This is a genomic window from Streptomyces sp. TLI_55 (assembly GCF_900206255.1).
GTDB classification, from domain to species: domain Bacteria; phylum Actinomycetota; class Actinomycetes; order Streptomycetales; family Streptomycetaceae; genus Streptomyces; species Streptomyces aquilus.
In genome coordinates this window covers 1,360,205-1,374,061 of the sequence record NZ_OAOJ01000001.1, presented here as the reverse complement: position 1 = coordinate 1,374,061, position 13,857 = coordinate 1,360,205, and the positions used below count along the sequence as shown (strand labels likewise).

General features: G+C 73.2%; 12 protein-coding genes. 8 read left to right on the top strand and 4 right to left on the bottom strand.

Annotation, left to right across the window (positions count from 1 at the left end; genetic code table 11):
- Positions 1 to 110: 110 nt before the first annotated feature.
- Positions 111 to 986, bottom strand: coding sequence for an effector-associated domain EAD1-containing protein (locus CRP56_RS06410; RefSeq protein ID WP_097261145.1), 876 nt, complete (start codon positions 984 to 986; stop codon positions 111 to 113).
- 207 nt (positions 987 to 1,193) lie between these two features.
- On the opposite strand from CRP56_RS06410, the gene CRP56_RS06405 reads away from it, so the two are divergent.
- The 4 genes from CRP56_RS06405 to CRP56_RS06390 are packed head-to-tail and all read left to right on the top strand — an operon-like array spanning position 1,194 to position 7,060.
- Entirely contained in the window at positions 1,194 to 3,320 is a 2,127-nt protein-coding gene (locus CRP56_RS06405) for a hypothetical protein (RefSeq protein ID WP_097261143.1), read from the top strand.
- Complete coding sequence (locus tag CRP56_RS06400) at positions 3,317 to 5,152, top strand: hypothetical protein (RefSeq protein ID WP_097261140.1); 1,836 nt, start codon at positions 3,317 to 3,319, stop codon at positions 5,150 to 5,152. The genes CRP56_RS06405 and CRP56_RS06400 overlap by 4 nt, the downstream gene beginning before the upstream one ends.
- A gap of 10 nt (positions 5,153 to 5,162) precedes the next feature.
- Complete coding sequence (locus CRP56_RS06395) at positions 5,163 to 6,485, top strand: hypothetical protein (protein ID WP_097261138.1); 1,323 nt, start codon at positions 5,163 to 5,165, stop codon at positions 6,483 to 6,485.
- The gene (locus CRP56_RS06390; protein ID WP_097261136.1) at positions 6,482 to 7,060 is read left to right on the top strand and encodes a hypothetical protein; all 579 of its coding nucleotides are present in this window, start codon (positions 6,482 to 6,484) and stop codon (positions 7,058 to 7,060) included. The genes CRP56_RS06395 and CRP56_RS06390 overlap by 4 nt, the downstream gene beginning before the upstream one ends.
- 192 nt (positions 7,061 to 7,252) lie before the next feature.
- Here the strand turns inward: CRP56_RS06390 and CRP56_RS06385 are convergent, their stop codons facing one another.
- Complete coding sequence (locus CRP56_RS06385) at positions 7,253 to 7,663, bottom strand: CoA-binding protein (protein WP_097261134.1); 411 nt, start codon at positions 7,661 to 7,663, stop codon at positions 7,253 to 7,255.
- 163 nt (positions 7,664 to 7,826) lie between these two features.
- On the opposite strand from CRP56_RS06385, the gene CRP56_RS06380 reads away from it, so the two are divergent.
- The 4 genes from CRP56_RS06380 (at position 7,827) to CRP56_RS06365 (ending at position 10,240) form a co-directional block, all read left to right on the top strand.
- Positions 7,827 to 8,570 (top strand): hypothetical protein, encoded by a 744-nt coding sequence (locus CRP56_RS06380; RefSeq protein ID WP_097261132.1) that lies wholly within the window; start codon positions 7,827 to 7,829, stop codon positions 8,568 to 8,570.
- A complete protein-coding gene (locus tag CRP56_RS06375; protein ID WP_097261130.1) occupies positions 8,567 to 9,109 on the top strand; it encodes a SixA phosphatase family protein in 543 nt (180 codons plus the stop codon). The genes CRP56_RS06380 and CRP56_RS06375 overlap by 4 nt, the downstream gene beginning before the upstream one ends.
- Entirely contained in the window at positions 9,106 to 9,537 is a 432-nt protein-coding gene (locus tag CRP56_RS06370) for a DUF6210 family protein (RefSeq protein WP_097261128.1), read from the top strand. The genes CRP56_RS06375 and CRP56_RS06370 overlap by 4 nt, the downstream gene beginning before the upstream one ends.
- 76 nt (positions 9,538 to 9,613) lie before the next feature.
- The gene (locus tag CRP56_RS06365) at positions 9,614 to 10,240 is read left to right on the top strand and encodes a YigZ family protein (protein ID WP_097261126.1); all 627 of its coding nucleotides are present in this window, start codon (positions 9,614 to 9,616) and stop codon (positions 10,238 to 10,240) included.
- 299 nt (positions 10,241 to 10,539) lie between these two features.
- On the opposite strand, the gene CRP56_RS49050 is transcribed toward CRP56_RS06365, so the two are convergent.
- Positions 10,540 to 12,588: a 2-oxo acid dehydrogenase subunit E2 gene (locus tag CRP56_RS49050; RefSeq protein WP_097261124.1), complete on the bottom strand. Its 2,049-nt coding sequence runs from the start codon at positions 12,586 to 12,588 to the stop codon at positions 10,540 to 10,542.
- Position 12,589: 1 nt separating this feature from the next.
- Positions 12,590 to 13,702, bottom strand: coding sequence for a thiamine pyrophosphate-dependent enzyme (locus tag CRP56_RS06350; RefSeq protein ID WP_097261122.1), 1,113 nt, complete (start codon positions 13,700 to 13,702; stop codon positions 12,590 to 12,592).
- Positions 13,703 to 13,857: the final 155 nt, after the last annotated feature.

The following is a 13,857-nucleotide window of genomic DNA, read 5'->3' as shown; positions in this document are numbered from 1 at the left end:
CAGCCCCCCGTTGCGCTGCCCAATCGTCCGGTGCCGTTGCCCGGTCGTCACCTGTCCCCCCATCGCACGCCGTCCGATCCGCCTGCGTGCCCCCTGTCCGCGCCCCTCCCTCATACCGTGTCGCCCTCCCGCACCCGTACCGCGCGCCGTAGGTCCGGTAGGCCGCGGGCGCCCAGCCCCACGCCCGCCCGGCCCAGTTGGAAGGCCTTCTCCCAGGACTCGCCCAGAGCCAGCGCCGCGTAGTAGTCACGGCAGAACGCCAGTGCGTCCTCGTCGTTCAGCTTCGCCGGGGAGCCGATGACCTCGCCCACGTGCGGGCGGACGTCGTCCAGATACCGGCCCAGGTGGCAGGCGTTGAGGACGGCGACCGTGACTCCGCCCACCGCGTCGAGGACCGTGCCGAGCGCCTTCGCGCTGACCGGTGCGATGGAGCCGTCGTCCTCCTCCAGCAGCAGATCGCCGTCGGCGGAGCCGTGCCCGCCGAAATGCAGGACGTCCGGCTTGTGTTCGGTGAGCGCCGGGATCAGGTCGCGTCGCCGGGTCGCCGCGGACAGTCTGATGTCGAGGGTGCGGTGACGGCCCCGGCGGGCGGCCTCCTCGATGGTGCGGAACTCGTGCCGCAGCTGGAGCCGGGACGCCTCCCGGGGACCGGCCAGCAGACACAGCACGGTCAGACGGTCGTCCGGCGTCCCGTCCGACGCGCGGGGTCTCGCGTACCGGCCCAGCAGGTCGTTCGACGGGAAGTCCCGGTGCGCCGCCCGCACGAGGTCCTCCAGCGTGAAGCCGAACGCGCCATGCTCGATGGTCAGACAGATCCGGAACCAGTGGCCGAGCGGCGCCTGCGAACCCCCGAAGGGCGGCAGCCGGGTCAGATCGGCACCCAGCCCCCGCAGCAGCAGCTCGGCGCTGAGCGGATCGGCGTACAGCTCCGCCAGCACCCGCAGCACCCCGTCCTGCTGCAACCGCCCCGCCGTCAGTGCCGCCATGCGCGCTCCCCCCAGCCTCAGGTGCTCCGACTGTACCGGGCCAGGTCATACCCCCGACTGCCCTTTCACCAACAGGAGTTGATCACCCGTCAGGAAGTGATCAACGCCAAGTGCACTCATTTTGATGCTGTGCCTGAAGCACCACTCGCGTGGGCAGCGTTCTGTGATAGTTGGTGTCCCGGAGGGCTACGGGGAGGAGACACGGGGGTGGCGGAGTTCCGGGGCCGAAGGCCCGGGTCGGGGGACGGGGAAGAGGCGCTCTTCAGCCTTGAGGAGGACACCGGGGAACAGGCCCGCCTGGAGCTGCCGCCCTTCCATGCGCGCCGCTACCGCAGGCTGCCCGGCCGGCACCCGGTCATGGTGCAGGAGGCCGTCGGGCCCGAGGCTGAGCGGCGGATGCGCCGCCACTTCGAACTCTTCGGCAGCCTCGCCGACTTCCACGGCCCGCATCTGCCCCGCCAGCTCGCCCACGTCCTCGCCTACGACGACTCCCGGCGCCCGCACCGCATGCTGCTGGACTGCCGGGGCGTCCCCCTGTCCCGCTTCGACACCCCCGACGTGCTGCACGGCCCGCGGCTGCGCGGTGTGGTGCAGGACCTCTTCGAGGCCGTCGCCGGGCTGCACGAACCCCGCCTGGTGCACGGCCGGATCAGCCCCGAGCACCTGTGGTGGGACGAGGCCGAGGGACTCCAACTCGCCGGTCTGGACGGGGCCGTGTACGCCACCGAGCCGCTGCCCGACCGCCCGGCGACCGCGTGGGACGCGCCCGGTTTCCGGCCCGGACTGCCGGCCTCGGCCGACCAGGACGTGCTCAGCGCCGCCCTCGTGGCGTTCTGGATGGCCACCGGCGAGACCCTGCCGCGCGGCTCCTCCCGCGAACACCTGCACGCCGTCCTCGACCAGGGCCACGAGGAATGGCTCCAGCAACTCCTGCGCGCCGCCTTCCCGTTGGGCTCGGCCGTCTCCCCGCCCGCGCGCGAACTGGTGCGCCGCCTCGCCGACGGCGCCGCGCCGAACGGCCTGTTCGAGCGACCCCTCGCGGAACAGGCCAAGCGCCGCGAGATGCTCGCCCGCGAGGAGTTCCGCGCTCTGCGCGCCCGCCAGCGCACCGGCGCCGGCAGCCTGCGCGCCAATGGCTACGCCCCGCCCTCCGTACGACCCCCCGGCTGGTGGCGCCGGATCGGGCGGCGGCTGCGGATCGTCACCGACCGGCCGCTGCCCGCCCTCGGCCCCGTCGAGTGCCCCATGTGCCTGCGGGCGCTGAACTGGGACACGGCCGAGCGGGTCGTCCTCGACGCCTCCGGCGGCATGCTCCCCGAGGCCGACCTGCCCACCCACTCCGACGCCGAACGGGACGCCCAGCTCGCCCGCACCTATGTGGTCTGCCCCGGCAACGACGACGTGCCCCAGCACGAACTGCCGTACCGCTACCCCCTGTTCGGCACCGAACCGGTCCGCATCGGGCTGGTCGGCGCGTCCAGCACCGGCAAGTCCCATCTGCTGGCCGCGATGATCGACCAGGCCCGCAAGTCCACCGTCATGGCCCGCTACGGCCTGCGCGTCGAGGCCCTGGACCCCCAGCGCTACCACCTCTACCTCAACGAGGTCGTCGCCCCCTTCATCGACGGCCGCCAGGAACTCGTCGCCACCGCCGACCGCCCCGAACTGCGTTACTCCACCGGCCTCGTCGTCACCGACGAGAACTCCGGCCGCTCGCACAGCGTCGTCTTCTTCGACGTGGCGGGCGGCCGACTGGAACGCCCCGGCCGCGAGTCCGACTTCCTCAACCGGCTCAGCGCCCTGCTCTGCGTCGTCGACCCGACCCGCATACACGGCCTGACCTCCCAGGGCGGTACGACCGGACGCGACCCGGCGTTCGAGCACGTCCGCCAGCGGCTGCGCCAGCAACAGGCCAACCCCGCCCTGCCGTTCCTGCCGGTGCCGTGCGCCCTCGTCGTCACCAAGAGCGACCTGCTGCGCTTCCGCGGCTACCGCGAGATCGACGGCTGGCTGCACGAAAAACCCGACGCCGAAGCCGACTTGAGCACCGTCGAGCGGGAGAGCGAGGACGTCTACTCCTTCCTCGGCGCCCGTGGCGGCGGCGACTGGCTGCAACTCGCCGGCGAGTGCCAGGGCTCCACCCTGCACCTCGCATCCGCCACCGGAACCGGCCCCCGCGCCCAGGCCGACCAGGCCGCTGCCCGCCGCTTCGACTCGGCCCTCTTCCGCCAACACCGGGTGCTGCGGCCGCTGTTGGCGCTGCTCGCCATGAAGGGCGTCATGACCGGACCGGCCGCGGACGCCCTGCTGCTGGGACGGGGGCCCGGCACATGAGCCTGCCCGCGCGCGGCGGCCTCCGCGCCGACATCACCGTCTACCAGTGGTCCGAGCGCTCCCTCACCGGCCGCGGCGACGTCGGCCCGGTCGCCACCTCCCTCGACCGCGAGGCGCTGCTGCGCTGGAACAGCCGTATCGAACACCTGGTGTGGGCCAGCCAGGAACACCCCGGCGACACCGCACCCGGCTTCGTCTACTTCCGCCACGAGAACGAGGCCGCCGTCCTGCGCAAACTCCCGGTCCGCGACCCCAACGGCCGCGCCGGCTCCACCCTCACCCACGTCCTGACCGGCCCGGCCGGCGGCATCGACCTGCACCTCGCGCTCGCCGCCTGTCGCAGCGACTGGGACGACTGGCTGCCGCCGCCCGTCCGGCAGAGCGCCCTCCTCGACGGCCAGGCGGCCCGGGGCGGCGGCGCCGAGCGCCTGGAGCGGGTCCCGCTGGACCTCGTACGGCAGTTGCTGGTCGAGGAGCAGCGCCTCCTCGGCGCCCTCGACACGGCGGCCGAGGACGTGCCCGACGACCTGCTGGTGCGGCTCGCCGAGGCGCTCATGGAGCGGCCCGGGGCACCGCTCACGGTGGTGGGTTCGCCGGTCGACGGCGAGGTCGTCGTCCACGCCCTGGCCGGACTGCTGGGCCGGGTCGTGCTGGGCAGCTGGGGCTTCGCCACCCGGGAGGAGAACGACGCGGCGAAGGACCTGCCGCAGTTCGTGTTCGTACGGGGCGACGGCACCGGAACCCGCCACGCCACCCGGCGCCGCGTCGACGCCAAGGCCGACCCCGGCCCGCCCGGCCCCCTGCGCGACCAGGCCGCACGCCTCGTCGCCTTCCAGCGCCGCCGTGGCACCGGCGCGCTCAGCCGGCTGCTGCCGGACCAGCCGATGGCCAACCCGTCGAAGATCCGCGAGTGGGCGGCCGGGCACCAGGTCGCCCCGGGGCTGATGAGCGATGTCATGAGCCTGCTGGAGGCGGCCCCGCAGGGCGACCTGTCGGACCGGGAGGACGCCTACCTGCGCAGTACCACCGCCGTCCCCCGCATACAGCTGGAGCTCGACCGGGCCACCGAGGGCCAGCTGGCCCGCCTCCTCGCCCTGTGGCGCCCGGACTCGCTCGAACTTCAGCCCTACCGGCATCTGCGGGAGGAGATCCACACCTGGGCGCTGCACCGGGCCTTCGCGGGCGCCGGCGGGGACCTGCTGCGCGAGCTGTCCCTGGCGCCGCCCGGCGGGCGGGTGGTGCGCCGGGTGCTGGAGGAGCGGCTGGACAGCGCCGCCCGCCGGGGGGCGGACTTCCACGTCCTGCCGCTGCTGCGGATCGCCCTGCAGATCGGCGTCTCGCAGGCCGTGCTGGACGACATGATGCGGGTGCTCGTGACCCGCTTCTCCATGGCGTTCCTGATGAGCCAGGTCGACCAGATCAGCCGGATCGCCCCGGCCCAGGCCCGCACCCTCCTGGAGAGCTGCGCCCGACGCCGCCCCGGCAAGGAGCGCCACCACCCCTTCGACGTACTGCGCCGCACCCAGTTCCACGCCGAGGCCGTGGACCGGATGGCGCCCCAGAACCCCTGGCAGGCGGTGCACCTGTACCGGCTGCTCCTGCTGTGCACGACCGGGGAGCAGTTGGGGCAGCGCGAGGTGCTGGACGTCCTGGAGGCGGCGGGGCGCACCCCGTCGCCCGCCCTGTTGCAGGCCCTGCTCGACGGCTGCCGGCGCGGCAAGGCGCAGGACACCGTCCACGCCGTCGTCGTCCAGCAGTACTTCCGGCAGCATCTGCCCGCCCGGCCGCACGACGGAGACCACGGCCCCGACCGCCGCGGTCCCCGGGACTGAGGGAGAGGTCTTGTCCAGCAGGAAACCCGCCACACATCAGCCCGCGCCCCCGGCGCCCGAACCCTCCGCGGCGCTGCGGGCGGCCGCCGACCGGCTCACCGAACTGGCCGGCGAGTGCCCCCAGGACAGCACCGGGCGCTCGGTGCTGACCTGGATCGCCGACGACGCCCGGGCCGGCGGCCGGGCCCTGTCCGGCGTCAACCTGCTGCACGCCTACCCGCCCGACGCGCTGGTGCCGGACGCCGAGCCGCGCCACAGCGGGCTGATCGCCGTGGTGTCGACCGCGCGGGACGTGTCCGTCTTCCTGCCGATCGTGCTGACCTGGCTGTCCCTGTGGTTCGCTTTCCGGGACTTCGAGGACTCCGCGAAGGGCACCAACTTCCTGCGGCTGTGGTCATCCGGCTTCGGCGGCACCGCCGTCCTGCTCGTGGTACTGCTCATCGCCGGGGTGGTCCTCGCCACGATGTGGTTGCAACGCCTCGAATGGGCCGCCCAGCACGAGGCGTCCCGCGAAGGGCTGCGCACCCGGATCGCCGGACAGCTGACCGTCCTCACCATGGAGCTGTCCAAGCACGCCGTCCTGGAGGCCCAGGTCGTCCCGGCCGGCCAACTCGTCGGCATCGCACGGGACATCACCCGCAGCACCGCCGAGCTCTCCCGCACCCTCTCCGACAGCGCCGACCGCATGGAGAGGATCTTCGCGCCCGGCCCCGAGGGCAGATTCGTCACCGCCCTCGACCAATGGACCCGCTCCGCGGGCGAGTTGGGGGAGATGGGCCGTTCCCTGACCGTGCCGCACCAACTCCTGCGCGACTTCGCCAAGATGCGCGACGAGCTGCGCGGCGACGAACAGGCGACCCGCGAGTCCCTCACCCGTCTGCTCGCCGAACTGCGCCGCGCGGCCGGCAGCTCCCAGGAGGCCAACCGGGTGCACGCCACCGTCGCCGACGAGGTCACCGAGACCACCCGCAGGGTCGGTGAGGCCATGGGCGTCCTCAACGACAACAGCGAGCGCATGTACGCCTACATGGACGCCCTGGAGCGAGTGCTCGCCCTGCTGCAGAACGGCTCCGGACCCGCGCCGATGTCGAACTCCGGGGGACCGTCCACGGGCCCCTATGGCGGTCCCTACGGCGGCCCTCACAACGGCCCCTACAACGGCAATGGTTACCCCGGCGGTGGCTCTGGCGGGCCCGCCGCGCCGCCGCCTCCGCCGCCCGCGCCACCCCGTACCGACACCGGCGGCTCCGACACCGCGGCTCCCGACACCGGAGCCGCCACACCGCCGCCGCGTCGCCCCGGTGACGACTGGTACGGCGGAGAACAGCGGTGAGGCGACGCCCGCCGGCCGCCGGCATCGCCCCGCGCCACCTCGCGGGCTGGCTCTTCGCGGACCTGTTCCTGGTGCTGTTCCTGGTGGCGCTCGGCATGATCGCCTCGGACGGCCCGGGGGCGGCGGGCGCGAAGAAGGCACCGAAGCCGTCCGCGTCCCCGTCGTCCGCCGCGTCCCCCTCCCCCTCGCGCACGGCGAAGGGCCCGACCGGCCTCGACCCGAAACGGCACACCTTCGCGGTGTCCCTGTCCTCGGGCGCGACCGGTCGCGCAGCCGGCAAGGGCAACCTGAACGCCGCCGACCGGAAGAAGATCATCGCGGCGCTCGACAAGGAGATCCGCGCGAGCGGTGACGGCCGCCGCATCGGCATGGTCATCACCTTCGGTGTCGCCCCGCAGTCGATGCTGGGCGCGGCGACCGACCTCGCCGAGGACGTCAACGCCACCCTCAAGTCCCGCCGCCCCCAGGCCTTCTGCGGCGGGAACGTGGGCACGCGCCCGTTCTGGTCCGGGGGATCGGCGGACCGGGTGGAGATAGAGCTGTACTACATCAACGCGTGCGAGGGGCAGCGCTGAGGTGCGGGCCGAACTGTGGGCGGAGTTGACGAGAGCCGTCAACCCGCAGGAAGGCGACCTCCTCCTGCGGTCGATCGGCTTCCGTGAACGCCAACTGCCGTCCACGGAACTGGCGTCCCGGGCTGCGCCGCCTGGCGCGGCGAGGACGGCCCGCTCGCCGCGCGGTCCTGACCGACGGCCGCCCGGCGTGCCTCAGTCCCGCAGCCGGGGAATCTCGATCGCCGGGCAGCGGTCCATGACCATGTCGAGACCCGCCCCACGCGCACGCTCGTACGCCGCCTCGTCGATCACGCCGAGTTGGAACCAGACCGCATCGGCGCCCTTGGCGATCGCCTCGTCGACGACGGGGCCGGCGAGGTCGCTGTTGACGAAGACGTCGACCACGTCCACGTCGAAGGGGATGTCGGCGAGTGAGGCGTAACCCTGTTCGCCGTGCACGGTCTCCGCCTTCGGATGCACGGGCACAACCCGTTTTCCGAAGCGCTGGAGCACCTCGGCGACGCCGTACGCCGCGCGCCCCCGGTTCGTGGACAGGCCCACCACGGCCCAGGTGTCGCCGCTCTCGGTGAGTATCTTGCGGACCGTCGCTTCGTCTCCGTACACCGTGGGTCTCCTGGAGGGTCTGGTCGCTGGGGCTTCCCGCACAACAGCGCACCGCTCCCGCTGATTCCCCTGATTCCCCAGGGCCGTCGCCCCGCGCGCACCGCTTCTCACCGGGCCCACGCGCCACGCCGCACCCCGCCACCCTGTCCGGAATCCATGCCACCTGCCTGCGGACGGCCTCCGTCCCGCCTACGCTCACCCCGTGCTGCGCATCATCGACGCCCGAACCGGCGACCCGGTCGAGGCCGCCCCCGCCCGCCGTGGTCTGACCCGTGTCGAGGCGCACGTGCCCGGCCTCGACGGCACCGCCCTGCGGGTCCTGCTCGTCGCCGACACCCTCGTCCGCGCCCTCGAACTCGGCGGTACGCCGGTCTGGGCCCGGCTCGACGCCGCCCGGCAGCGGCCCGAGGTACGGGCGGGCGCCGCGGCGCTGGGCATCCGCCCCTTCGAGGACGGCCATGACACGGGCCTCAAGGGAACGCAGGTCATCCATGTCGCGGCCGAGGACCAGGTGACACCCGCCGGCGTCCAGGTCGCCGTCGCTCCCGTCGAGCACCCGGCGGAGGGCGTCGCCCCCGACGTACTCCGGATCGCCCTGCTGTCCCGGCCCCGGGGGCTGGCGGCGCGGCTCGACGCGGCCGTCCTCCAGGACGCCCACGACACCCTCGTACGGTGGCGTCGGGCCGTCGCCACGTGGGCGCGCGAGCCGTCCCGGCCGGTGCCCGACGAGGTGCGCGGAGAGCTGCGTACGGCTTGGGAGGACGACCTCGACGTACCCGGCGTCCTACGCGTCCTGCGGTCGGTCGAGACCTCCGACCTCCCGTACGGCGCCCGCTTCGAGACGTACGCCTACGCGGACCGGCTCCTCGGTCTCGAACTCACCCGCGACATCGGTTCGCTCGCATGATCGCGCGTGCCGGAGCCGGTCCGCTGCGCCGCCTCGTCGTGCTGCGCCACGCGAAATCCGCCTGGCCGGAGGGCGTCCGCGACCACCAGCGCCCGCTCGCCCCGCGCGGACTGCGCGACGCCCCCGCGGCGGGCCGGGCGCTCGCCGAGGCCGACTGCCTGCCCGACCTCGCCCTGTGCTCCACCGCCGTACGCGCCCGGCAGACCTGGGACCTGGCCGCCGCCCAGTGGGGCACCCCGCCCCCGGTGCGCCACGACGCCCGGCTCTACGGCGCCGACGTGCCCGAACTCCTGGAGGTCGTGCACGAAGTGTCCGCCGAGGTCGAGACGCTGCTGCTGGTCGGCCACAACCCCGGCCTGGAGGACCTCGTCCTCGACCTCGCCGGCGACGGCCTCGACGACACCCTGGACACGGTCCGGGTGAAGTTCCCCACGTCGGCCATCGCCGTCCTGGCCTGGCGCGGCACGGCCTGGGAGGCCCTCGGCCCGGGCACGGCCCTGCTGACGGCGGTCACGGTGCCCCGGGGGAAGAGGAAGTGAGTAAGCGCTATGTGTTCCTGGACCCGGACGGCAGCGGAACCGACCACGGCTGGGCGTTCGTGGTCGTGGCGGCACCGACCGGCGTGGTCTACCGGACACAGGGCGGCGGCTTCGGCTGCGTCCCGTACGAGCAGGAGGGGTATCTCATCCCCCTGTTCGGACGGGATCTCGACGAGGACCTGAAGGCGATCTTCGTGGGCGAGCTGAAGGGACAGGGCGCCCGCGGCCTGGAGTGGCCGGCGCCGCTCCTCGGCCGGCTCCGGGACGCGGTCGCGGAGCTCCGCGTCTACGGCTCCGCGAACCGCGACGACACCTGGCCCGCCGCCCTCGCCCTGGACGAGTCCCGACTGCCCGAGGCCGACGAGGCGTGGGTGCCGGTGCTGACCCCGGACGGGCCGGGCTTTCTGGCCTGGGAGAACTCCGACTGAGCCCGCGGGCATGGCCTGCGGGACTCCGGCTGAGCCGGCCCACAGCCCTGCCCCGGCCACGGACTAGGCTGGCCCGATGCCGGACGAGTACCGCACAGTCGCCCACGCGGGCGTGCACGAGACCGAGGTCAACCGCTCCCGCTTCCTGTGCGCCCTCGCCCCGGCGGCCACCGAACAGGAGGCCCAGGACTTCATCGCGGCCGTCCGCAAGGAGCACACCGACGCCAGCCACAACTGCTTCGCCTACGTCATCGGCGCCGACGGCGCGATCCAGAAGGCGAGCGACGACGGCGAACCGGGCGGCACCGCCGGCGTCCCCATGCTCCAGATGCTGCTGCGCCGTGACATGCGGTACGTCGTCGCCGTCGTCACCCGCTACTACGGCGGCGTCAAGCTCGGCGCCGGCGGCCTCATCCGCGCGTACGGCGGCGCGGTCGGCGAGGCCCTGGACACCCTCGGCAGCATCACCCGCCGCCGCTTCCGCCTCGCCACGGTGACAGTCGACCACCACCGCGCGGGCAAGCTCCAGAACGACCTGCGCGCCACCGGCCGCGAGGTCCGCGACGTCCGCTACGGCGAGGCCGTCACGATCGAGATCGGCCTCCCGGACGCGGACGTACCCGCCTTCGAGGCGTGGCTCGCGGACGCGACCGCCGGGACGGCCGGGTTCGAACTGGGTGGAGAGGCCTACGGAGATGCCTGAAATGCAGGTAACCACCCGTGTATGCCGATTCGGCAAAGGTGCAGGTCAGAGTGGTGTCGATCCGTCAATGAGGGGCTCGTCGGTGATGCCGGTGCTGGTTCGGTGGCGGCACGCTTTCACTGGACCACCTGCGTGAACTCGGCGTACGGCGGGTCACGTCGGCGGCGGCATCGCCCGCGCGATGTACCGCCATCTGCTGAGCGCCGCCGCCCGGGAGCCAGCCGACCGGGGCACCTTCTCCGTCGCCGACAACCAGATCCCGCAGTCGGACCAGCCTCTTCCGGCCGCGCCCTTGACGCTCAGGCGGGACCGTTGAGGCCGGCGACGACGTGCCGCAGGAAGCCGGCCGCCGTGCCTCCGTCGCAGACGCGGTGGTCGAAGGTCAGGGACACGTTGACGACTTTGCGGACCTCGACGCGGCCGTTCTGCACCCAGGGGCGGTCGGTGATGCGGCCCACGCCGATCATCGCCGCCTGGGGGTGGTTGAGGATCGGGGTGGCGCCGTCGACGTCGAAGCCGCCGTAGTTGTTGAGGGTGAACGTGCCGCCGGTGCGGTGCTCGGCGGGCAGTGCACCGCGTCGGGCGAGGCCGGTCAGCCGCCGTAGTTCGGCGGCCAGGCCGTCGAGCGAGAGGCGGTCGGCGTTCCGGACCACGGGGACGACCAGGCCGTGGTCGGTCTGTGCGGCGAAGCCGAGATGCACCTGCGGATGGCGGACGAGTTCCTGACGGTCGGCATCGACCCGGGAGTTGAGCTCCGGGAACGCGGCCAGCGCGTCGAGGCAGGCCCGGGCGAGCAGGGCCATCAGGCCCGTACCGAGGGTGGTGCGGGCGGCGAGCAGGCTGCCGGCGTCGGTGTCCGCCCAGATGGTCACGGCAGGAGTGTCGCGGTGCCCGCGGACGAACTTGTCGGCGGAGGGTCCCAGCGGGATCCGGGTGGCGGACGCCGTCGCACGGGCCGGATCGTTCGACGCGTGTACGGCGTCGGCCGTCCCGGTCGTGATCGCCGGGCGGGGTGACGGCTGACGACCAGATCGGCCCGACGTGCCGTAACCGGTCAGGACGGCGCCCGAACCGGACACCTCTGCCGACTCCTGCACGGTCAGCAGCGGCGCTCCCACCTCGACGACGTCACCCGCTCCGCAGTGCAGGGCCGTGACGGTCCCCGCGAACGGACTCGGCAGCGTCACCGCGGACTTGGCCGTCTCGACCTCCGCAACGGCCTGATCGTGCTCGACGGGATCGCCCACGGCGACCCTCCACTCCAGCACCTCCGCCTCGGCCAGCCCCTCACCCAGGTCGGGCAGGAGGAACGTACGGCCGGCCGCGGGGGCGCCGGTGGCGGCAAGGGTGTGCCGGGCCCGTCGCGAGGAGTCGGGCAGCAGGCGGTACAGGCCGTCGAGCACCCGGCGCACGCCCGGCAGGTGGGCGTCCTCCAGCAACGGCGGCGGATACGGGATGTCGAACCCGGTGACCCGCAGCACCGGCGCCCGCAGCGCGTCGAAGCACCGCTCCTGCACCCGCGCCGCGATCTCGGCACCGACTCCGGCGAAGCCCTGCGCCTCGTGCACCACCAGGCACCGGCCGGTCCGCCGCACCGACGCGGTCAGCGCGTCGTCGTCGAGGGGCACGAGGGTGCGCAGGTCCAGCACCTCGACGTCCAGGCCTTCCGCTTCGGCCAGCCGGGCCGCTTCCAGGGCCACGGCGACCGAGGGGCCGTAGGCGACGAGCGTGACGTCGTCTCCGGCGCGGCGCACGGCGGCGGTGCCGAACGGACCCGTACGGACCGGGAGTTGGAGGGGTTCCTTGGTCCAGTAGCGGCGCTTCGGCTCCAGGAAGATCACCGGGTCCGGGTCGTCGATCGCCTCGCGTAGCAGGGAGTACGCGTCCGCCGCCGTCGCCGGGGTGACGACCTTCAGGCCGGCCGTGTGCGCGTAGTACGCCTCGCTGGAGTCGCTGTGGTGCTCCACGCCGCCGATGCCGCCGCCGTAGGGGATCCGGACGACCAAAGGCAGTGCGACGGCGCCGCGGGTGCGGTTGCGCATCTTCGCCATGTGGGAGGTGATCTGTTCGAACGCCGGGTACGCGAACGCGTCGAACTGCATCTCCACCACCGGCCGCCAGCCCGCCATCGCCATGCCGACCGCGAGGCCCGCTATACCGGCCTCGCTGACGGGCGTGTCGAAGCAGCGGCCGTCGCCGAAAGCGTCCCGCAGCCCGTCGGTGACCCGGAAGACGCCGCCGAGGCGCCCGACGTCCTCGCCGAAGACGACGACCCGTTCGTCCGCGCCCAGTGCGTCCCGCAGGGCGGCGTTGAGTGCCTGGGCCATCCCAGTGTCGACCGCGGTCATGTCAGCATTTCTCCAACTCGGCCCGCAGGAGGGCTTGTTGATCGGCCATGTGCGGGGTCGGCAACGAGAGGACGTGGTCGAAGAGAGCTGCTGGCTCCAACTCCGGTTCTTCCCCGAGCCGTTCGCGTACGTCGGTGGCGTATCCCTCCGCCCCGGCGGCCGCGCTCTTCACCCCCTCGTCGGTCAGCAGGCCCCGCGCGCGCAGCGCCGACTCCAGCCGGGCGATCGGGTCACGTTCCCGCCAGCCGTCGGCCTCCGCAGTCGTGCGGTACCGGGAGGGATCGTCGGCGCTGGTGTGGGGGGCCATCCGGTAGGTGTGCGCCTCGACCAGCCAGGGCCCACCGCCCGCCCGGGCGTCCTCGACCGCCGTGGTCAGCACGGCGAGCAGGGCCGCGGCATCGTTGCCGTCCACCTGTTCCGACCGGATGCCGTAGCCGACCCCCTTGTACGCCAGGCTCGGTGCCGCGCACTGCTCGGCCAGCGGGACCGAGATGGCGTACCCGTTGTTCTGCACCAGGAACACCACCGGAGCCTTCAGCACGCCCGCCAGATTGAGGGCTTCGTGGAAGTCGCCCTCGCTGGTGGCGCCGTCGCCCACGAGCGCGAGGGCGACCGTGTCCGCCCCCTTGAGCCGCTCGCCGTGGGCCAGCCCCGTGGCGTGCACGGCGTGGGTTGCCAGCGGGGTGCACTGCGGTGCCGTGCGGTGCCGCACCGGGTCGTAGCCGCAGTGCGCGTCCCCGCGCAGCAGCGTCAGCGCCTCGACGGGATCGATCCCGCGGCTGACCAGCGCGACACAGTCCCGGTAGGTGGGGAACAGCCAGTCGGTGGCACGCAGGGCGAGCGCGGCACCCACCTGGCAGGCCTCCTGGCCGAGGCTGGAGGGATGGACCGCGAGTCTGCCCTGCCGGGCGAGCGCGGTCGCCTGCTCGTCGAAGCGGCGCCCGACGACCATCTTCCGGTACGCCGTCAGCAGCGCCTCGGCCGGAGGCTCGGAGTACGACACGCTCGCCGTTCCGCCATCCGAGGGCAGAAGGGAAACCGGAACCGGGGAGGGAAGCCAGTGCGAGGGCTCCGCCTCATTCCCCGCTCGCGGCCCCGTCGGCTTGTTGCCCATGTATCCGCCACACCCTTTCCGAACGGCTTTCGTGCTTCGGATGATCTCCACGGGTATGCGCTTTCTCAACTGCCCGGCAGATAAGGGCAGATGAAGCGGAACTGAACAGTCCGCCGTTCCGCCCAAGAGGAGGGTAAGCGCTTCCTGTGGTCAAC

Excerpts from the sequence above, each read along its gene's own strand:
- CRP56_RS06350 (WP_097261122.1), bottom strand. The coding sequence starts at position 13,702 with ATGGGCAACAAGCCGACGGGGCCGCGAGCGGGGAATGAGGCGGAGCCC.
- CRP56_RS06400 (WP_097261140.1), top strand. The coding sequence starts at position 3,317 with ATGAGCCTGCCCGCGCGCGGCGGCCTCCGCGCCGACATCACCGTCTAC.
- CRP56_RS06365 (WP_097261126.1), top strand. The coding sequence starts at position 9,614 with ATGCCGGACGAGTACCGCACAGTCGCCCACGCGGGCGTGCACGAGACC.
- CRP56_RS06375 (WP_097261130.1), top strand. The coding sequence starts at position 8,567 with ATGATCGCGCGTGCCGGAGCCGGTCCGCTGCGCCGCCTCGTCGTGCTG.
- CRP56_RS49050 (WP_097261124.1), bottom strand. The coding sequence starts at position 12,588 with ATGACCGCGGTCGACACTGGGATGGCCCAGGCACTCAACGCCGCCCTG.
- CRP56_RS06410 (WP_097261145.1), bottom strand. The coding sequence starts at position 986 with ATGGCGGCACTGACGGCGGGGCGGTTGCAGCAGGACGGGGTGCTGCGG.